This is a genomic window from Vogesella sp. AC12 (assembly GCF_024437575.1).
Lineage (GTDB): Bacteria > Pseudomonadota > Gammaproteobacteria > Burkholderiales > Chromobacteriaceae > Vogesella > Vogesella indigofera.
The window spans coordinates 1-20926 of sequence record NZ_JANFNU010000002.1 but is presented as its reverse complement, the minus strand read 5'-3'; the positions used below and the strand labels follow the sequence as shown (position 1 = coordinate 20926).

Here is a 20926-nt window from a genome sequence, read left to right as displayed (position 1 = left end):
CACTTTCACCAACCTTTCACCCGGCACGCACAGAGACAAAGAGAGAGCATGCGCATCATCCTGATAGAAGACCAGCCCGACCTCGCCCACTGGCTGGCGCGGGCGCTGACCGCCAGCGGCTACGTCGTCGACGTGATCGGCGACGGCATCGACGCCGACAACGCGCTGAAAACCGAAGAATATGACCTCGCCATCCTCGATATGAACCTGCCGCGTCTGAGCGGTGAAACCATCCTGCAACGGCTGCGCGCCCGCCACCAGACCCTGCCGGTACTGGTGCTCACCGCGCGCGGCGAGCTGTCGGACAAGGTCAAGGGCCTGGAAATGGGCGCCGACGACTACCTGGTCAAGCCCTTCGAGCTGGACGAACTGGAGGCGCGGCTGAAGGCGCTGCTGCGCCGCCACCAGGGCCACGAAAACGCGTGGCTGCAGTGTGGCGACCTGCGCTACAGCAAGCAGCAGCAGTTCTTCGAGCTGGCCGGCAAGCTGCTGACGCTGACGCGGCGCGAACACACGGTGCTGGAAGTGCTGATCCGGCGCAAGGGCCAGCCGCTGAACCGCGAACGCCTGTTCAACCAGGTGTTCACCCTCGATGACAACGCCAACCAGGAAGCGATCGAAGTCTACATCCACCGCCTGCGCAAGAAGCTGGACGGCAGCAACGTCAGCATCACCACCCTGCGCGGCCTGGGCTACCTGCTGGAACAGCGCGATGCGCCTTGAGCAGCTGTTCAACCGCCGCAGCCTGCTCGGCAAGTTCGTGCGCTGGCTGCTGCTGCCGCTGCTGCTGTTGTGGATCATCAACACCGTGGTCGCCTACCAGATCAGCAGCGCCGCGGCCAACCTGGCCTACGACCGCACCCTGCTGGCCTCGGCGCGGGTGATCGCGGAACAGGTGATGGTGCGCAACGGCAAGCTGCAGGTGGAAGTGCCCTACATCGCGCTCGACAACTTCGAGTACGACAACCGCGGCCAGATGTTCTACCGCGTCAGCGACTTCGCCGGCAACATCATCTCCGGCTACGGCGACCTGCCGCAGATGCCGAAGAACACGCCGCGCACCGAGCTGTACCCGGCGCTGGTGCACTTCCACAACGACACCTACCGCGAGCGCCCGATCCGCATGGCCACCTTCTACAAGCCGCTGTACGAGGGCGGGCTGCAGGGCATGATCAAGGTCGAGGTCGCCGAAACCACCGAGGCGCGACAGTACATGACGCACCAGGTGCTCAACTACACGCTGTGGGGCCAGGGGCTACTGGTGTTCTGCGCGCTGTGCTTCGTGTGGCTGGCGATGACGCGCATCCTGCAGCCGATCCGCCAGCTGGGCGAGGAAGTGATCCGCCGCCCGCCCGGCGACTTCAGCGACATCGAGGTCGGCACCACCCACAGCGAGCTGCTGCCGCTGGTCTCCGCCATCAACCAGTACCGCCGCCGCCTGGCGCAGCTGCTGACGCGCTACCAGCGCTTCGCCGCCGACGCCTCGCACCAGCTGCGCACCCCGCTGGCGGTGATGACCACCCAGGCCGACCACGCGCTGCGCGACGGCAGTCCGGAAGTGATGCGCGAAAGCCTCACCGAGCTGAAGCAGATGCTGAAGAAGACCACCCGCCTCACCAACCAGCTGCTGCTGCTGGCCAAGATGGACTCCGGCAGCCACCAGCTGCGCCGCGACCGGCCGCAACCGCCGTTTTCGCTGCTCGACAGCATCGAGAAGATCGTGATGGCCAAGCTGGCCGCCGCGCGGCGCAAGGACATCGACCTCGGCCTGGAAAACCGCTGCCGCGACCAGAACGTACCGATCCACGGCAAGCAGATGCTGATCGAAGAAGTGCTGCTCAACCTGCTCGACAACGCGCTGCGCCACACCCCGGCCGGCGGCGTGATCACCCTGCGCCTGTACGACGCCGCCCCCGGCGGCGACCGCGGCTGCATCTTCGAGATCGAGGACAGCGGCCCCGGCATCCAGCCCGAGCAGCGCGAACAGGTCTTCGAGCGCTTCCACCAGCTGCCCGACGCCGCCCCCGGCGGCAGCGGCCTTGGCCTTGCCATCGTCAAGGACATCTGCCGCCTCCACGACATCGACATCAGCCTGCACGACGGCCCGCAACTGGGCGGCCTGCTGGTGCAACTCGCCTTCAAGCGCTGAACGCCTGCGGCCAACGTTGGCCGCAAGCCGCGCCGGTGGCGACGGGCACGGGCACCCGCTAGCCGCCCCGCAAGCCGCCTCCCCCGGCTCAGCACCGGCGCCAGCCTGGCTCCCCGTCAGCGCCGCCCTGCCGCGCGCCGGAGCGGCAAAACCGGCGCTGCGCGGCCAGACGCCGGCCCCCATCCGCCCGCCCCCGCCCGGCCCCAAAACAGGGCTTGCAAGTCCCCATGGATGAACCATGCTGAAGCTAGCGGCGACACTGGGTCGCCCCGGCGGGACACGCGCCATGACACGCTCTTTTCTGCTCAGCCTGCTCTTGCTAGGCATCGCCCAGCCGACCCACGCCCTCTGTGTGTCGGAAGTCCTCAAATGCGCCAGAACCGCCCCGCTGATCCTGCAGCTGGAAACGGCAAGCGCCGGCGACAAGACCTTCATCCCCCCGCCGACCCCCAGTTTTATCCTGGAAAGAAACGAACTCTCCGGCGGCAACAAGATCGACCTGCGCCCCAGCTGGCGGCTGGACGACGACACCCGCGTGTCGGTCAAGGTGAAGCGCCACCAAGTGGAACTGCGGATGAGAAAGCGGTGGTAAGCCACCGCCGCCGCGCGACGGGCACAAACCAGACAAGGTTGGCCGCAAGCCTGTTACGGCTTGCGGCCAACCTTGTTCATTGATTCTCGGTAACCGCTGGGCGTCGCAGGCTCTGCACCAGGCCACACGCCAGACTTACCATGTTGAGATAGAGGGGACAATCCAGAATGGTTTGACGCTACAACCCGGATGATGTCACCAGATTGCATGATGAAGTCATGGCAACCCGTTCCTTGATCCAGAACCTCAAGAACGGAATTGGATGATCCCCATTCTTGCTTTGCAGGCACCACAAGCTCAGTGACATCAAAAAAACTAATGGCAAAAGGCTCTAGTAAAGTCGGCGCCCCGGCAAAATCGAATGTGCACGTACGTGACATCCAATCAAAGTGGATCGCCAGCAGGGTTGCATCATGCATTTTTTGAATTGATAGCGACATACGATGCCATTCCTGAATGAGCGGTAAACGTTGGGCCTCGCAAGCTCAGCGCCAACCTAACAAGCCCGACTTACCGCGTTGCGCAAGCGGTTTTGCGAGCAGAGGAACCACTGATGCTGCATAGGGGTATCCAATGACAGACAGGGGGCTGCTTGCCCTCAGGTTAACGGGCGGAGGGTTCGACATATGGAGTGACAGCAATAACTTTCGCGCGGAGAGCCTTGAACTCACAGCAAAACTGATAGCAGTGTTCAAGTTCTATGTGTAGTGTGTCACGTCCCCCATGAGGCTCGTCGCACAGCGAGAGGTTTAGCGACGACACAACATTCTGTTGATTGAAGCCTTCAAGCTCGAATTCAAAAATGTCTTCAAATAGCAGGTGCACGACAGAATCGTTGTGGAGTTTGTAGCTGCCATCCTCAGAAAATTCTGGCCCCATGATCCAGCCACGAAGGTGAATCTCGACTGACGGGACACTTGCCCCGTCTGGTAAACGAGGCACCCGATCCAGAATAATTCGCAGCACCTCGCCATCATGAAAACTCGGCCACACCCCAAACCGGGCAACAACCTGCTCGTACCCCTCGATGAACTCATATGCTTGCATGGTGGCTCAATCTGAAAACAGTCAACTTATTGTGTAAGCCAGCAACTCAGTTCAGTCTGGCAGTTCGCCATCTCGACAGATGGCACGCCAGTATGACAAAAGGGCAAGCCATCAGGTATGTCCTTTCAAAAATTATTCTGCGGCCAACCTTTGCGTATCACCGGTGCGGCGCCTGGCAAGCCGGGTGACGCACGCTATATCAATAAGCACACCCCGCAACAGCCAGAACTGCCGCGATGCGCCCCGTCCCGTTGGCGCAAGCCGTGCAAACTGCCGACAGCCCGGAAACAAGCCGCCCTCTTTTGAGCGCAGCGTATGGGCGGCGCCGGGATGGCGGCGGTTTGCACGGGAATTCTTGCGCCTTCGGGAGAGCGGGGATTGAAAAGGGGCGGCGGCAGCCCCTTTTCCCGCCGCCGCGCGGCAAGCGGCAGCTAAAAAACATCCGCACAGCGGATACCCCAGACAAAAACAAGGTTGGCCGCAAAACCTGTTACGGCTTGCGGCCAACCTTTTTCATTCCATCGCGGTAAACGTTGGGCTTCGCAGGCTCAGCGCCAACCTACAAGCCGACTTACCGCGTTTCACAACCTTTATCACCACTCACCAACGGTATCGATTCAATAAAATCAACATCCAAGCTCATTTCACTCAAAAAGTCCGGAGCAATCGCATACTCTCTTGGCGTAATTATTCTAAACAACTTCAACAAGCCCAAATAAACCCCGCCTTTCAATTCATCACTCCCACATCCAAGAATAATTATTTTCTTTAATTTCGATGCAACAGCTTCTTTATCACAAACTCCAGCATGAACAAGAGAAACCAACGAATCCACTAATGACTTAACCACTGTCTCGTCACTCTCAAAATCAATTGCCTTAACAATATGCTTACACGCAAATTCTTTCTTTAGATTCAGGCCTACCACCGTTGCAGCCAATGCCCTAACCGATGGATACTTGCAAGAAAAATAATTTAAAAAATCTTCCTCTGTAATATTTCCACTATTTTTTACACGATATAATTCTTCAATCATCCTGTTTTCATCAGACATATGATTCACCACTCCAGAGTGCTTTTCATTTTATCCAGGAGAAGCAGCACGTTAGTGTTGGGCGAGCGTTGTGAAACCCAAAGCTTACCGCTCACTGCACCACCCTGACTAACATTCAGCGAGACATCTCATCACACCAACCTAATATTTGAAAATCATAGCATTACCACAATAGCAAAAGGGCAAGCCACAACGACTTGCCCTTTCTCAATCACCCTGCGGCCAACCTTGGCCGCATCCCGCTAAGTAGCCATCACGACCCCGCCACCTCACTCATCCCGCTATGCCGCAACAACGCATCAATCTGCGGATCGCGGCCGCGGAAGGCGCGGAAGGATTCCAACGCCGGACGGCTACCGCCCACCGCCAGGATCTCGTCCCAGAACTGGCGACCGACTTCCGGATTGGCGCCGCCGGCTTCCTCGAACGCGGCGTAGGCGTCGGCGGACAGCACTTCCGCCCATTTGTAGCTGTAGTAGCCGGCAGCGTAACCGCCGCCGAAGATGTGGCTGAAGCTGTTGGGGAAGCGGTTGTAGGCCGGCGGACGGTTGACGGCGACTTCGTCGCGCACCGTTTCCAGCAGCGCCAGCCAGTCGACGGACTCGGGCTTGGCGTCGGTGTACAGCAGCATGTCGAACAGCGAGAACTCCAGCTGACGCACGGTCTGCATGCCGGACTGGAAGTTCTTCGCCGCCAGCATCTTGTCGTACAGCGCGCGCGGCAGCGGCTCGCCGGTTTCGGCGTGCGCGGTCATGCCCTGCAGCACGTCCCATTCCCAGCAGAAGTTTTCCATGAACTGGCTGGGCAGCTCGACCGCGTCCCACTCCACACCGCTGATGCCGGACACGCCCAGCTCGTCGACGCGGGTGAGCAGGTGGTGCAGGCCGTGGCCGAATTCGTGGAACAGGGTGGTGACTTCGTCGTGGCTGAAGTAGGCCGGCTTGTCGCCCAGCGGGCGGGTGAAGTTGCACACCAGGTAGGCGACCGGGGTCTGCACCTGGCCGTTTTTCAGGCGGCGGCCACGCACGTCGTCCATCCACGCGCCGGGGCGCTTGCCGTCGCGGGCGTAGAGATCCAGGTAGAAGCCGCCCAGCAGCTGGCCGTCCTTGAAGATCTGGTAGTAGCGCGCGTCCTCGTGCCAGGTTTCGGCGTCCTTCTGTTCCACGCTGATGCCGTACAGCTTGTGCACCACGCTGAACAGGCCGGCCAGCACCTTCGGCTCCGGGAAGTACTGTTTCACTTCGTGCTCGGAGAAGGCGTAGCGCGCGACGCGCAGCTTCTCGGCGGCGTAGGTGATGTCCCACGCCTGCAGCGTGTCCAGGCCCAGCTCGTCGCGGGCGAAGGCTTCCAGCTCGGCGCGGTCCTGCTCGGCGTAGGGTTTGGCACGGCGGGCGAGATCGCGCAGGAAGTCGATCACCTGCTGCGGGCTTTCCGCCATCTTGGTGTACAGCGACAGCTCGGCGTAGTTGGCAAAGCCCAAGAGCTGCGCTTCTTCCGCCGCCAGCTGCAGTTTTTCGCGGATCAGCGCGCTGTTGTCCTGCTCGGCGGGGCCGAACTCGGAGGCGCGCTTGGCGTTGGCTTCGTACAGCTTTTCACGCAAGCTCCGGTTGTCGGCGTACTGCAGCACCGGGAACAAGAGCGGGAACTGCAGCCCCAGCTTGTATTTGCCCGGTTGACCATCGGCCTCGGCCAGCGCCGCGTACATGGCGATGCTGTCTTCCGGGATGCCGGCCAGCTCGGCCACGTCGTCGATGTACAGCGCGAAGCTGTCGGTGGCGTCCATCACGTTTTGCGAGAACTGGTTGGACAGCTCGGCCAGACGGCTGGACAGTGCGGCGAAGCGCTGCTTGTCGGCCTCCGGCAGCTCGGCGCCGGACAGGCGGAAGTCGCGCAGGTCGTTTTCGATGATTTTCTTGCGCGCGGCGGAGGCGCCGGCGAACGCAGGGTTGGCCGCAACGGCCTTGAAGCGCGCGAACAGGTCGAGGTTCTGTCCCAGTTCGGTGAAGAAGGCGGAGATGCGCGGGATTTCGGCGTTGTACGCGTCGCGCAGGCCGTCGGTATTGCCCATCACGCCGTTGAGATGACCGACCACGCCCCAGGCGCGCGAGATCTGCTCGGTGGCGTCGGACAGCGGCTCGGCCACGCTGTCCCAGTCGTCGCCGCCGGCGGCGATGACCTTGTCGATGGCGGCGCGGGCGTTGGCCAGCAGCACGTCCAGCGCCGGGGTGATGTGTTCGGGCTTGATCGCGGCAAAACGCGGCAGATCGCTAAAGTCCAGTAGCGGATTGGTGGTCATGTTTGGCATCCTGTAGGCAGTGCGCCGTGCTGTTGCCGGCGCGAATCTTTCTAGAGATAGGGACAAATCAGTGAATCGCAATATCCGCCCTTACGACGGCCACCAGCCGCAGATCGACGACTCCTGCTATATCGACCCCGCCGCGGTGGTGATCGGCGAGGTGGAGCTTGCGGCCAACGTGTCGGTGTGGCCGTGCGCGGTGGTGCGCGGCGACGTCAACCGCATCAGCATCGGCGAAGGCAGCAATGTGCAGGATTTTGCCATGCTGCACGTCAGCCATCGCAAGGAATCCGACCCGCTGGGTGCGCCGCTGGTGATCGGCCGCCATGTCACCATCGGCCACCACGTGACGCTGCACGGCTGCTCCATCGGTAATGAAGTGCTGGTCGGCATCGGCAGCATTATCCTCGATCGCGCGGTGATCGAGGACCGCGTGCTGATCGGCGCCGGCAGCCTGGTACCGCCGAACAAGCGGCTGGAGAGCGGCTACCTGTACCTGGGCAACCCGGTGAAGCAGGTGCGGCCGCTGACCGAAGACGAGCTGGCCTACTTCAGGTATTCCGCCGAGCATTACCTGAAGGTGATGCAGAAGCACAAAGCCAATCTGTGACCAATTGTGGCGCGGCCGGCGGCAAATGCCGCGCCGCGTGCATTATTCATTACCAAGGCATAAAACATTTGTAATACTGCAAGCATAAATAGCCAGTACCGAGCACGCCATCCTTAACGGAGCCAAAACGTGATGCCACAGCTTCTCCCCAAAAGTGGACAGTCATTACAAGTATGGCTGACGGTGCTGATCTCGGTGCTGGTACTGGCCACCGCGGCCGCGCTCGGCTTCTTCTACTACCGCGCGATGCAGAGCCAGCTGACGCTGGCGCAACACAACCTGTTCCGCGCCACCAGCACCCTGATCACCAGCAATATCGAGCAGAGCGGCGCCGGTGCCGCCGCCACCACCAACTTGCTGGCGCACTCCGCGCTGGCGGAAACCTACAGCATGGAAGAGCGGGTGCTGTACACCGGGCAGCTGGTGGCGGTGCTGCGCGGCAACCCGGCGCTGCAGGCGGTGTACATGGTCTACCCCAACGGCGACTTTTTCCTGCTGCGACGGCTGGACGACGTCGCGCGCCAGGCACTGCCGGATGCCGGCCCCGGCGCACGCTGGGCCAGACAGCTGGTGCAGCAGCAGCCGGATGGCGTCGCCGAGCAGCGCTTCAGCTTTCTCGACGACGCACTGAACAGCGTGCAGCCGGAGCTGGTGCTGCGCCGGGTGTACGATCCGCGGCAGCGGCCGTGGTACCAGCAGGCGGTGGCCAGCCACGGCGCCGCCGCCACCGAGCCGTACCGCTTTAGCACCACCGGTCTGATCGGCCTCACCTACGCGCACCAGAACGGCGATGCCAGCGCGGTGGCCGGCGCCGACCTGCGCCTGCTGACGCTGGGCACCATCCTGCGCCAAAACCTGCCCAGTGCCGCGGCGCAGATGGCCATCGTCAACGCCGCGCACGACATCCTGGTCAGCACCCATACCGACGAACGCGACCCGCGCCCGGTCAAGCTCGGCGAGAGCGCGCCGTCGGCACTGGCGACGCTGGGTACGCAATGGCACCCCGGCACACCGCCACCGGCGGTGATCGAGTGGCAAGGCCAGCAATGGCACGTGGCGGTGTCGGCGCTGCCCGGCGGCAGCCACCAGCAGCTGGTGATGGTGATGCCGGAGCACGAGCTGTTCGCCGCCGGCCGCGCGGTGGCCGAGCGCGCGGCGTGGATTCCGCTGCTGATCCTGTTGCTGATGCTGCCGCTGGGCTGGCTGCTGTCGCGCCTCTTGAGCCAGCCGCTGCGGCAGCTGGTGGCCGCCTCCGGTCGCATCCAGTCGCTGGATTTTTCCGACAGCAGCCTGCCACCCAGCCCGGTGCGCGAGCTGAACGAGCTGATGGCGGCGTCGGAGGCGATGAAGGTCACCATCCGCGACTTCATCGGCCTCAGTCGCGACATGGTCGCCGAGAACGCGCTGGAACAGCTGCTGGGCACCGTGCTGCAATCGACCATGCACGCGCTGCCGGCGCAGCGCGGCGGGCTGTGGCTGATGGACGGTGCGCAGCTGGCGCCGTCCATCAGCCGCGACGAGCACGAGCAGCCGCTGCAGCTGGGCAAGCTGCCGCTGGACGACGCGCTGCTGCTGGACACGCTGGCCGCCAGCGCGCCACAGCAGATTGCGGCCAACCCGGCGCTGATCCCGGTGGAAATGCGCAGCCTGCTGGGCGAGGACACCCGGCAGCTGATTCTGCTGCCGCTGCGGCTGGAATCGCAGGAGCTGCTGGGCCTGCTGGTGCTGGCCAGCAGCGAGAGCATCGCCCACACCCAGAGCGGCCACCGCATCAACTACCTGCAGGCGCTGGTCGGCTTTGCCGCCATCGCCATCGATAACCGCCGCCTGGCCTCGGCGCTGCAGCAGCTGATGAACGCGCTGGTGGAGCTGATCGCCGGCGCCATCGACGCCAAGTCGCCGTACACCGGCGGCCACTGCCAGCGGGTGCCGGAGCTGGCGCAGGCGCTGGCCGAGGCCGCGCACCAGAGCCAGCAAGGGCCGTTTGCCGGCTTCCAGCTCAGCGCCGCCGACCGCGAGGCGCTGTACATCGCCAGCTGGCTGCACGACTGCGGCAAGGTCACCACCCCGGAGTACGTGGTCGACAAGGCCACCAAGCTGGAAACGCTGTACGACCGCATCCACGAGATCCGCATGCGCTTCGAGCTGCTGAAACGCGACGCCGATGTCGCCTACTGGCAGGGTCTCGCCGCCGGCGAGGACGCCGCGCGGCTGAAACAGCAGTGCCAGCAGCAGAAGGCGCAGCTGGACGACGACTTCGCCTTCGTCGCGCGCTGCAACCTGGGCGGCGAATTCATGGACGACGCCGATCTGGCGCGGCTGCAGCAGATCGCCGGCCGCCGCTGGACGCGCACGCTGGACGACCGTCTCGGGCTGGGGCCGATGGAACAGGCACGGCTGGCCGGCATCGCCGCGCCGTCGCTGCCGGTCGAGGAAAACCTGCTCGCCGACAAGCCGGAACACCGCATCGCTCGCAGCGGCGCTGACGCGCTGCCGGCCGACAACCGCTGGGGTTTCAAGGTCAAGGTGCCGGAGCTGCTGTACCACAAGGGCGAGCTGAACAATCTGTCCATCCGCCGCGGCACGCTGACCGAGGAAGAACGCTACAAGATCAATGCCCACATCACCGAAACCATCAAGATGCTGCACGCGCTGCCCTTCCCCGCCCACCTCGCCCACGTGCCGGAGATCGCCGGCGGCCACCACGAGCGCATCGACGGCAAGGGCTACCCGCGCGGCCTGCACGGCCACGAGATGAGCGTGCTGGCGCGGGTGATGGCCATCGCCGACGTGTTCGAGGCGCTGACCGCCGCCGACCGCCCGTACAAGCCGGCCAAGCCGCTGTCGGAGGCGCTGCAGATCATGCGCAAGATGGCGGAGGACGGGCACCTCGACCCCGAGCTGTACCGGCTGTTCCTCGACAGCGGCATCTGGCGCCACTACGCAGGGCGCTATCTGGCCGCCGCCCAGGCCGACGTCGCCGACAGCCACGCCTACCGGCCGCGGCAAAGCCTGCATCAGCACTGAGCCGGCGTCACCAAAACGTCACCCGCAACGGTTAGGGTACTACTGCGGCAACGCAGCAGGCGCCATGACGGCCAAGTTAACACGTCATCTCCCGGTAATGTCGCCGCCCTACACTGTCGGCATCTTGAAGGGATGATTGAAAATGACGCTGGTAAAACGCCTGTGGCTAACCGTAGCCTTTACCCTTGGCTGTCTGATCGTGGTGATGCTGCTCAGCAGCCAGCAGCTGTTTTCGCTGCGCCACCAGTTTGCCGACTATCGCGAGCGGCAGCAGCTGTCCACCCACCTGCAGACGCTGAAGGCGGAGGTGCTGTCGCTCTCGCGCGCCGACCCGCTGCTGGAAGACACCGCGCCGCGGCTGGCGCGGGTGCAGCAGAACGTCGCCAAGTTGATCCCGGCGATTAGCCAGGCACTGCCGCCGGCCAGCCGCCAGGCCTTCGCCGGCAAGGCGCAGGGCTACTGGCAGGAATTTGCCAAGAACCTGCGCTCGGCGCTGACCATCGCCGAAACCGCGCCGGAAGACGCGCTGTCGATCCCGGAGCGCGCCTACAGCCTCAGCATCGTGCCGCTGGTCAACCTGATCGACAGCACGCTGGATAACGAGCAGCGCCAGCTGGCCAGCGCCGAAAGCGCGATGGCGCAGGCGATGCTGCAACTGGTGCTGCTGGTGCTGGGCCCGCTCGGCGTCGCCAGCGTGGCGGTGGTGCTGTCGCAGGTGTTGCTGGCACAGCGGCTGAAGAAGCAGATCGCCGCGATGCAACACGCCGCCGACCTGCTCGGCGAAGGCCAGCTCAGCACCCGGCTGCCGGTCAGCGGCCGCGACGAGCTGTCGCAGGCCGCCGGCCACATCAACCGCTTCCTCGACAAGCTCAGCGAGCTGCTCGGCACCGTGCGCAGCAATGCCGCCGGCAGCGAGCGCGAGGCGCAGGACATTCTCGACCTCACCCACCACGTGATCGGCACCACCCGCCAGCAGGCGGAAACCGCCGAGCACAGTAACCACGCCGCCAACGCGGTGGCCAGCTCGGCCGAGGAAATCGTCAGCCACATCCGCCGCGCGCTGCAGGACGCCGACACCGCCACCGAGCGCACCGCCCACGCCCGCGAGCTGGCCGGCGACACCGCCGGCACGCTGCAGGCGCTGGCCGGCCGCATCCAGGGTGCGGTGGGCGAGACCGAGCAGCTGAAGCACGCCATCGCCGACATCGCGCAGATCAGCAACATGATCCGCGACGTGGCGGAGCAGACCAACCTGCTGGCGCTGAACGCGGCAATCGAGGCCGCGCGTGCCGGCGAGCACGGCCGCGGCTTTGCCGTGGTCGCCGACGAGGTGCGCAAGCTGTCGGAGCGCACTTCCAGTGCCACCGCCGGCATCTTCGACACCCTGCTGCGCATCGAGGGCGCCACCAAGGCGCTGGCCGCCACCATGGACGCCGCGCATCAGGCCAGCCACGGCAGCGTGGTGGCGCAGACCTCGCTGGGCGAGGCGCTGCTGAGCATGGACAGCGCGCTGGTCACCATCAACCAGGTGCTGCGCGAGGTGGCGGAAGCCAGCCACCAGCAGAGCCAGGCCGGCAGCCACATCCGCAGCCGCGGCAGCGAGGTGTCGGCGCTGGCCAGCGACATCTTCGGCAAGATGGAATCGCTGGCGCCGGCGATGGGGCGCTGGCGCGAGGTGTCGGAGCAGATGAACCGCGATCTGGCCTGGTTCCGCATCGACAGCCAGACCGGCGCTGCCGTACCGTTCTCGGCCAACAAGCCGCGCTTCGAATCCCGCAACAGCGACGCGGCCTGACGCGCCGCACCAGCAAACACAAACGGCGCTCATCTGCATGAGCGCGGTTTTGCTGTCAGGCCGGCCTTGCGGCCAAGCTTGTCAGGCTTACCGCGCCGATCTGGTTTGAAGATGCAAGCGGCCGGTGACCAATAAAAAAGGCGCCCTCTTGAGGAGTCCTGGTTTACGGCAGCCCAGGTTGGCCACAAGCTGGCGGCAGCGAGGACTTACAGCCCGGCTTCGCGCTGCAGCAAGGCCACGGCCTGGTTCAACCATTGCTGCAGCAAGCTCTGCCGCTCGCCCTCGAGTAGCGCCACACCGGGCATTTCCTGCCACCAGTGTTCGCCGCCGTCGCACTGGCTCAGCCGCACGCGAAATTGTGCCGACAATGGTTGCAGGCTGTCTTGCTGTTGCTGGGTCGCGATGGGCCCGCCAAAGCTGGAGGCAAGCGCGGGCTGATCCAGGCTGGGCAAAGCCAGGCGATCGATATTGTCGATCCGGCACTGCACGCGTTCCTGCTCGGCGAGGTTGGCCACAAACACTGCCTCGCCCCCCAGGGTTAGCCGCATGCGCGCGGCTTCATCGACAAAGGCTTCGCCACGTGGCCGACTCGGGTCGATTACCGCCAGCAACCGCTCTCCCGGCGGAATCACTGTCCCCACCTGCAAGGCCTCACTGCGATCCACTACCCGACCGGCACGCGGCGCGCGCACACCAAGCCGATCGATCTGCTGCTGCAGCTGGTTGACTCGCTGCTGAGCCAGCTGCCATTGCTTTTGCAATGCCAGCCCTTCGGCCAGCAGCTTGTCGTCAAATGGCTGCCGCTCCAGCTGCCAGCGCAATGCCTCAGCCTCAGCCTCAGCCTGCTGCCGCTGCCAGACAAGCTCGGGTGAGCGCAAGGTCAGCAACCGCTGGCCGGCCTGTACCGCCTGGCCATCCTGCACCCAGACCTGCACCACCTCCGCCGTGGCCTCTGCCGGTGCGTACAGCTCGCTCACTTCCTGCGCCCCCATCACCGCAGGCGCCGACAGCTCGGCCCGCCACGGCACCGCCACCCATAACAGCGCGACGAGCAGCAGCAACACGCTGCGGCAGGTAATACGGTTCCAACCCAACTCGGTGCGGCGCTGCCACCACACACTCAGTTCGCTCCACAGCGGGTAGGCGATGAACCAGCCCAACTCCACCAGTAACAGGAAGATGCCCAGTGCCTTGAAAAAGTAGTGGTAGACCACCAATGCAATCCCCAGGAACAGCACCAGCCGATACAGCCAAGTGGCAAAGGCAAACAGGGTGAGCATGCGCTGGCGTGCCGCCGGCACCGCTTCCGGTAAGGGTTCGTCCAGCCCCAGCAGCTGACGACGCAGCCAGCAGCGACCAAAAGCAAAGGCGCGACTGTGCAGATTGGGAATGCCCAGCCAGTCGGAGAGCAGGAAGTAGCCGTCAAAACGCATGAAAGGGCTGGCGTTGATCGCCAGCGTAGCCAGCCAGGTAGTGGTCGCCAGCATGAACACCCCGGCGCGCAGCGGGCCGTCCGGCAGAAAGTTCCACAACAGGGTGGCGAACACTGCCAGCACCAGCTCGGCCAGCATGCCGGCGGCGCCGATCTGCAGCCGCTGCCGGCGCGACGCCAGCTTCCACGCTTCGTTGGTATCGGTATACAGCACCGGGAACATCACCAGGAATGCCACCCCCATCGCCGGCACACGGCAGCCGTAACGGTAGGCGGTAAGCGCATGACCGAACTCGTGCAGTAGCTTGGCAAACGACAACGACAAGCCGATGCCGAGCAAACCCCCCATCCCCTGATAATTGGCAAAAGTGTGGGTAAAGGCATCCCAGCGCTGCAGTACCAGCAGCAACCCCAGCAACAGGGCCGCCGACACTAGATACCAGAAGCCGGGAGCGAACACCCGCTCGAACAGCGGTGCCAGCCGCGCCAGCAACGGCATCGGCTGCAATAGCGGCAGGCGAAAGAACAGGTAGTGTTTAAGCAACCATTTGGCCGGCGACAGCCGCAGCCGGGCGGCATGCCTGGTCAGTTGTTCGGTATGCGCCGGACTGCCGCCTTGCAGCAGGTGGTGGCGGCTCAGAAAGTCCACCACCGCCGCCACGTCGTCCGCGTGCAGCTGCAGGGTGGTAGTGGTATGGACGTCCGCCACGATAGCCTCGGCCATCCCCAGCGGCCAGCGCGACAGGATTTCGAAGGCCGGCCAGCCCAGGCGGTAGAAACGGTTGGCCGCAGCATCGTGCAGCACCCAGCCGGGGCTGCCGTCGTGCTCCGGTGCCGCGGCGTGCAGTCCCAGATCCTGCCGCAGTGCCGGCAGCTGCAAACTGTTTGCCATCTACCAGCCCACCCATTGCCGCAGCCAGGTCAACGGCCGGCGCAGCGAGTAATAGCTCAGCGGCACCCAGCTGCCGTATATCCTGGCGGTGCCCATCTGGCCGATGCGTGGCAGCGGTTGCCCTGCGCTGAAGCGGGCATAGACCCGGTAAGCCAGTACGTTGTCCTCTCCCACTTCGGCACGATAGGCCACACGGGTGATCACGGCATCGTAAGACTCGGTTGGCGCCGCATTGGGAAACAGCCGCAGCTTGCTGCCGGGGGCAACATGAATCGCCTCGGATGCCGGCAGCCAAGCGGTCAGCTCCACCCTGCCTGGGTCGGCCAGCTGCATCACCCGCTCGCCCGGAGCCACCGCCCGCCCCAGCCAGTCGTTACGGTCGGAAAACACGATCACCCCGTCGCGCGGTGCCTTGACGTGAATGCGCGCCAGCTGGCGCGAGGTGTATTCGGTCTCAATGCGTCTCTGCTCCAGCCGCGCCTGCTCGCCGGCCATCTCCAGCCTGGCCTTGTCCTCGGTCACCGCCAGCTGCGCCTGCTGCCGAAAGCTTTCTGCCGCCGCCTCCTGTGCCGTGCTGGCCAGCGCCAACTGGCCGGCAAGCACGGTGGAGTCCAGGCTGAACAGCGGCGCACCAGCCGTCACCGGCTGATTAGGCTGTACCTCGATGCGATCTATCACCCCGGCCAACGGCGCACGCAACAGTATGGCCTCCTGCGGTGTGACCTCGCTGCGCGCCAGCACGCTCAGACGCACCGGGAAACAGGCCAGTACCAGCAGCAATAGCAGCAGGCGGCGCCGGTTCTTACCCTGTTGCCACAGCAGTGCAACACGGTCGCGCCAACTGCGCTCAGGAGCAAAGCGGGCCTGGGCATGAGCGTAGCCGTGCGCCAGCTCGGCCGCCAGCGTCAGTTCGTAATCGCTCCATGCCGCGTCGCGCGCCAGCAGCAGCGCACCATCGGCATGGATACCCTGCAGTTCCAAGCGGATGAACAGCAGATTGGTCGGCAGCCATTCACCCCAGTCTGCCGCCAGAACCGGGGGCAAATCAGCCGCAGTCACACGCTGCAGCGGCATGCTTGCCGGCAATACCTTACACACGGCGGCCAACCATTGCACATGGGGTGCGGTGGCATCCACCTCGGCCAGCCCGGACAGGCTGACGATCCGCCCTAGCGGCCCGCCACGCCACAGCGCGGCCTGGCGGTAGGGCAACAGATTGATGGTCTCGTTGACCATGACAAAGCCCAGCACGTGTTCGCTTTCGGCATCGCGTGCCCGGCGCAGCAAATGCAGCAGAGTTGCCAGCGGGCGAGCCGCGTCACTGCCAGAGGGAGGAAGCGGATTCATGAATTTGCTCTGCAGAAGCTGTCGCCGGCTGGCGGCAGCAGCTGGCGCATGGCTGTGCCATGCGGTTTATTTGGGTAGCGCAAAAGTAGCCCAGCCGCTCATGCCCGGCAGCAGCGCGGCATCCTTGGCCTCAATCTGGCCGGTGGCGGCAATTGACTGGCTGACCGGGTCTATCCTGGCGCCCAGCCGGACCAGGCTGGCCGGGAAGCTGCGGCCCAGTTCGTCTACCTGCACATCGAAACGCTGCCCCGGCTTGAGCCAGGCCAGCCATCTGGATGGCACCAGCATGCGCAGTTCCAGCGGGCCGCTATCGACGACTTCCAGAATCGGCATGCCGGTATTGAGATACTGGTGTGGAGCGGCAATGCGCTTGGCTACCCGCCCGGCAAACGGTGCGCTGATCACACACTTGGCTACCGTGCTGCGCATATAGCTGACTTCGGCATGACTTTCCTTGGCCTTGCCTTGCGCTTGGGTCAGCTCCAGTGCCCCGATGGAGTTGAGTTCGGCCAGCCGGGCGTTGACCTTCACCAGCTGCTGCGCCGCCTCCTGCGAAGCCTGCGCCTTGTTGAGCTGGGCACGGTAGCTGCTGCAATCGAACTCGACCAGCGTCTGCCCCTTAGCAAAATGACTACCCTCCTCCAGAGGTAGCCGCGCAATCTTGGCCGGCAGCTCACTGGAGAGGGTAACAGCAGCACGCGACATTAACTGTACGCGGATACGACCACCGTTGGCAGGTGGCGTGGCGGCCTGCAGACTGGCCGCCAGCAGCAGTGGCAACGCGGCAACACAATACTTGGCTGTTGCCATCACACGCCTCCGGCCAGCGTTTGCTCTACCCGAGCGGAAACATCCTGCAACGCCCCCCCCAAGGTGGCAACATCATGCGCACCGACTTCCGCCGGCAACGGATCCAGACCCACCGTCGCGGCAATCTGGCCGTAAGCGTTCTGCAGGTCACCATAGCCCTGATACAGCCGCAACTCGGACAGCACTGCATTGGCACTGGCCAGAATGGATGGCAGGCGGCCCTGGGCATTGCTTTGCGTTGCGTTGCTGTTGTATTCCTTCAGCCGTTTTTCCACCGCAAAAATGTCATGTTCCAGCGCGAACTGGCGGGTTCGACCCTGATAATCCAGCCAAGCAACATGCACCTGAGTCAGCACCGCCATGTTGAGCGCCATGCGCTGCTCTTGCGCCACCTTGAGTTGGGCATCGGCACTGCGGCGAATGGCGCCGGCATTCAGCAAGTTAAACAGGTTCCAGCTCACGCGCAGACCGACATCGTTCCAACCCTGGTTAACCAGGAATTTATTGTCGTCGTAGTGCCCGCCAATGCTCAGCTCCAGCCCCGGCAGCAGCTTGGCCACCGCCTTGCGGGTTTCTAGTACGCCAATGCGTTCGTTGTAGCGGGCTTCCATCATCTCCGGACGGTTGCTCAACGCCATTTCTTCCATTTTTTCCAGAGACAGCCCCAGCTTGGGCTCACTCAGCTGAGTCGGCTCGGCGACAGTGAAACTCATGCCAGGCGACAGGTTCATGATCGCGGCCAACCTTGGCTTGGCCTGCACCAGCGTGTTACGGATCTGCGTCATCTGGCGAATAACATCCAGCAGCTGGCGCTGGTAGCTCAGCGACTCCAGCGGCGAACGCAGTTTTTCCTGCTCCACCTTCTTCGCATCGTCCAGCGCCGTTTCCGCCTCGATCAGCAAGCTGCTGATTTTGGGTTCCAGGCGCTGCGCCCCAACCGCCAGCCAGTACGCCTGCCGCGCCTGCTGCATCAGTTGGTGTGCCACCTTGCGCTTGCGCTCCTGCAGGATCAGCACGCGGTCGGCCTGTTGCTGCGCGCCGTAGTAGCTGACCCCGAAATCCAGTACGTTCCAGGTCATGCTCAGGTCGGCATTCCGCCGGGTACGCTCGCTGGAAATCGACGGCACCAGCGACTGCCTGCCGGTCATGACATCCTGCGAGGAGGAGGCGGCGTCGTTGTCTCGATGGCTATAACCGGCCCCTAGGGTCAGCTTGGGCAGCAGATCCATGCTGGTCAGGTCCAGCTGACGCTGCGCCAGTGCCTCTTCCAGCAGTTTCACTCGGTAATCCAGATTGTATTTCAGCGCACGGGCCATGGTTTCCTGCAGCGTTACCGGGCCGGATAGCGCCTCCTGCCCGGCAAACATGTTCTGACGATCAGTATTGAGGCTAGCCAAGCGCCCGGCCTGGTCCAGCGGTTTTGGTGTAATGGCGCAACCGCCCAACAGCAATACAGCCACGGCAAGACTGCTCAGGGCAAACAACTTGTTTACCCCCTCCCTTGTTGCAAGCTTGGTCATAAGATTATCCCTGTTTGTCCGACTGAAATTGAGCAACCGGTAAAGCCAGCATCGTCATCCACGCGTCACCACCTTGTCGGCAGCCCCCAGCAATGCATTTACTGCGCTACCAAAATGCTTGTTGCCCTGCCTCGCCAGCTGTTCCGCCAAGGCCAGCTTGCCGGGTAGGATGGTCTGCCCATCCTCCTGTAGCACGGCACTCTGACCATCGCTGGCCACAGACCCTTGATCCGGCGCTTCTGCCGTCGCCTGCTCCAGGGCGGCACGAGCGGCCTCCAGCCTCAGCCGCGTTTCGGCCTGATTACCTTGGCTATCCCGCACCATCACCACCACCTCGACAGGTTGCCTATTGCCCGCCGGCATCAGGCCACTGAAGCGGCCTGATGCCGGATCAAAGCGCATCCAGGATGGCAAGGGCTGGCCATTGGTTTGGCGGGCAACCATCACCACACCATCACCATGCTTGAGACTGAAGGTACCCGGCGGCAGGGAGAAACTGAAGTTCTCGCCCACCGGCAAGGGCTGGATGAGCAGTGGCAACCTCACTTCGATGGCCAGCACTTGCATGGCATTGACCATGACGGCGCTAATCGGCATGCCACTAGTGCCCAACAGCGGCTGAATGGCTTCGGTAAGCAGTGCACTTGGCAGCAAGGTGTCAATCGGCGCCAGCGCGCCGCCAAGACCGGTAGCCGCCAGCACGATGTTCGGTGTAACTGGCATTACATCCGCATCGGCGGGCGTGGAGACAACCGCCTCCGGAGCGGGCTCGGCCACCACTACCGCCAGCGGTATCACGTTGTAGCTGGCACCGTTGTAAGTAGCAGCCAGGGTATTGCCGGCGGCATCGCCCACACTGCCAGCAGCCAGATTCAGCTGCAAGGCGCCACTGCCCGCCACATTGTTCACCAGCACGATATAGGTGCGAGCATTAAGCTGCTGCACCCCGCCAATACTGCCGCGAGCGCTGCCGCTCAGGCTGAAATCGATGCTGTCCAGCCCCTCCACATCTTCGGAAAAGCTCACCAGATAGCGCACACTGTTGCTGGTCGGGCTGTCATCGAGCAGGCTCATGGCAAGCACCGTCGGCGCACTGCTGTCTACCGTGATGCTGTAGGTCGTAGACTGGCTGCTGCTATTGCCAGCCGCATCAGTGGCGATCGCGCTAAGACTGTGACTACCACTGCTCAGCGCACGGCCCAAGGTATAGCTCCACGCACCGCTGCCGTCAGTCGTCACGGAGCCGACCGGGACGCCGTCGACATACACCTCCACAGTGCTGTTGGCTTCCGCGGTGCCGGTCACTGTCGGCATGGTTTGGCTGGTGATACCGTCGCTGCTACTGCTACCACTATCCGTGGCCGTACTCAGTGCCAGTCCAGCCGGAGCGGCCGGGGCGCTGCTATCTACCATGATGCTGTAGCTCATGGATTGCGCACTGCTGGCCCCGCCTATGGTTGTTAGCGCTGTAATGCTATGAGTACCAGAGGACAAGCTGGACACCAAGCTATAACTCCACGCGCCGCTGCCATCGGCAGTGGTGGTGTCAATCAGTACGTTATCCACATAGATGCTCACAGTGCTGTTGGCGACGGCGGTGCCGGTTACAGTGGGGTGGACATTGCTGGTAATGCCGTCGCTGGAACTGCTGCCGGTGTCACTGCCTACCGTCAGCCCGGTTATGCTGGGCACCGGCAGCTGCATTTCAATGCTGCGGGACATCACCGCGCTGCTTTTACTGCCATCGCTGATGCTGAAACTGATGGTACGGGTGACGGTACTCGGCGTCCCCGCGGTGTCGTTGTACGTGACCGCGCGCAAGGCCGCCTGCCACTGTGCCAGCGTGGCGGTGCCACCGCTGGAGGTCAGCGTCAACACCCCGGTGCCGGCGTTGTAGCTGGCGGCGATGTTGCCGTAGGTAATCGCGCTGGTGTTGCTGAACGCCAGCACATCCTCGCCGCTGTGGAAGTTTCCGGTAATCGCCACCGTGGCGCTGGCCAGGGTGACGCTGTCCAGATCGGACACGGTCAGGCCGCTGTCCACTGCCGTTGCCCCGCCACCAACAACATAAGCACCGGCGCTGCCGGTAGTAGTGGCGATCGGGGTCTGGTCGGTGGCCGCCACCGTCACCGTGCGCGTCACCGTTGCGCTGTCCTTGCTGCCGTCACTGACGCTGACGCTGACGGTGCGGGTGGCGGTGTTGGGTGTGATGGCACTGTCGGTGTAGGTCACCGCTCGCAAGGCGGCCTGCCACTGCGCCAGTGTGGCGATGCCGCCGCTGGAAGTCAGCGTCAACACCCCGGTGCCGGCGTTGTAGCTGGCGGCGATGTTGCCGTAGGTAACCGCGCTGCTGTT

At 63.7% G+C, this 20926-nt stretch carries 15 protein-coding genes; 6 read left to right on the top strand and 9 right to left on the bottom strand.

What is annotated here, in order from left to right:
• Positions 1 to 48 precede the first annotated feature (48 nt).
• The 3 genes from NOM55_RS03920 to NOM55_RS03910 all read left to right on the top strand — a co-directional run bounded on the left by NOM55_RS03920 (position 49) and on the right by NOM55_RS03910 (position 2741).
• A complete protein-coding gene (locus NOM55_RS03920) occupies positions 49 to 723 on the top strand; it encodes a response regulator (protein WP_047966579.1) in 675 nt (224 codons plus the stop codon).
• Positions 713 to 2149 carry a sensor histidine kinase gene (locus NOM55_RS03915; protein WP_255907592.1) on the top strand — a complete coding sequence of 479 codons (1437 nt, stop codon included), beginning with the start codon at positions 713 to 715 and terminating at the stop codon, positions 2147 to 2149. Before NOM55_RS03920 ends, NOM55_RS03915 begins: the two co-directional genes overlap by 11 nt.
• Positions 2150 to 2435: 286 nt before the next feature.
• A complete protein-coding gene (locus NOM55_RS03910) occupies positions 2436 to 2741 on the top strand; it encodes a hypothetical protein (protein WP_255907591.1) in 306 nt (101 codons plus the stop codon).
• A 53-nt stretch (positions 2742 to 2794) separates the two neighbouring features.
• Here the strand turns inward: NOM55_RS03910 and NOM55_RS03905 are convergent, their stop codons facing one another.
• From NOM55_RS03905 to NOM55_RS03890, 4 genes are all read right to left on the bottom strand, one after another.
• Complete coding sequence (locus NOM55_RS03905; RefSeq protein WP_255907590.1) at positions 2795 to 3181, bottom strand: hypothetical protein; 387 nt, start codon at positions 3179 to 3181, stop codon at positions 2795 to 2797.
• 163 nt (positions 3182 to 3344) lie between these two features.
• A complete protein-coding gene (locus NOM55_RS03900) occupies positions 3345 to 3788 on the bottom strand; it encodes an Imm50 family immunity protein (RefSeq protein ID WP_047966581.1) in 444 nt (147 codons plus the stop codon).
• 571 nt (positions 3789 to 4359) lie between these two features.
• A complete protein-coding gene (locus tag NOM55_RS03895; RefSeq protein ID WP_255907589.1) occupies positions 4360 to 4842 on the bottom strand; it encodes a hypothetical protein in 483 nt (160 codons plus the stop codon).
• Positions 4843 to 5095: 253 nt separating this feature from the next.
• Positions 5096 to 7138, bottom strand: coding sequence for a M3 family metallopeptidase (locus tag NOM55_RS03890; protein ID WP_255907587.1), 2043 nt, complete (start codon positions 7136 to 7138; stop codon positions 5096 to 5098).
• A gap of 70 nt (positions 7139 to 7208) precedes the next feature.
• Between NOM55_RS03890 and NOM55_RS03885 the strand changes: the two genes are divergently transcribed.
• The 3 genes from NOM55_RS03885 (at position 7209) to NOM55_RS03875 (ending at position 12570) form a co-directional block, all read left to right on the top strand.
• A complete protein-coding gene (locus tag NOM55_RS03885; protein WP_255907586.1) occupies positions 7209 to 7748 on the top strand; it encodes a gamma carbonic anhydrase family protein in 540 nt (179 codons plus the stop codon).
• A 132-nt stretch (positions 7749 to 7880) separates the two neighbouring features.
• Positions 7881 to 10775, top strand: a complete 2895-nt coding sequence (locus NOM55_RS03880) for an HD domain-containing phosphohydrolase (protein WP_255907584.1) — start codon at positions 7881 to 7883, stop codon at positions 10773 to 10775.
• 142 nt (positions 10776 to 10917) lie between these two features.
• Positions 10918 to 12570: a methyl-accepting chemotaxis protein gene (locus NOM55_RS03875; protein ID WP_255907583.1), complete on the top strand. Its 1653-nt coding sequence runs from the start codon at positions 10918 to 10920 to the stop codon at positions 12568 to 12570.
• 206 nt (positions 12571 to 12776) lie between these two features.
• On the opposite strand, the gene NOM55_RS03870 is transcribed toward NOM55_RS03875, so the two are convergent.
• From NOM55_RS03870 to NOM55_RS03850, 5 genes are all read right to left on the bottom strand, one after another.
• A complete protein-coding gene (locus tag NOM55_RS03870) occupies positions 12777 to 14894 on the bottom strand; it encodes an HlyD family efflux transporter periplasmic adaptor subunit (protein ID WP_255907582.1) in 2118 nt (705 codons plus the stop codon).
• The gene (locus NOM55_RS03865) at positions 14895 to 16241 is read right to left on the bottom strand and encodes an efflux RND transporter periplasmic adaptor subunit (RefSeq protein WP_255907581.1); all 1347 of its coding nucleotides are present in this window, start codon (positions 16239 to 16241) and stop codon (positions 14895 to 14897) included.
• Between the two features lie 66 nt (positions 16242 to 16307).
• The gene (locus tag NOM55_RS03860) at positions 16308 to 17051 is read right to left on the bottom strand and encodes an efflux RND transporter periplasmic adaptor subunit (protein WP_255907580.1); all 744 of its coding nucleotides are present in this window, start codon (positions 17049 to 17051) and stop codon (positions 16308 to 16310) included.
• The gene (locus NOM55_RS03855; RefSeq protein WP_255907579.1) at positions 17051 to 18607 is read right to left on the bottom strand and encodes a TolC family protein; all 1557 of its coding nucleotides are present in this window, start codon (positions 18605 to 18607) and stop codon (positions 17051 to 17053) included. The genes NOM55_RS03860 and NOM55_RS03855 overlap by 1 nt, the downstream gene beginning before the upstream one ends.
• Positions 18608 to 18625: 18 nt before the next feature.
• Positions 18626 to 20866: an Ig-like domain-containing protein gene (locus NOM55_RS03850; protein WP_255907578.1), complete on the bottom strand. Its 2241-nt coding sequence runs from the start codon at positions 20864 to 20866 to the stop codon at positions 18626 to 18628.
• Positions 20867 to 20926: the final 60 nt, after the last annotated feature.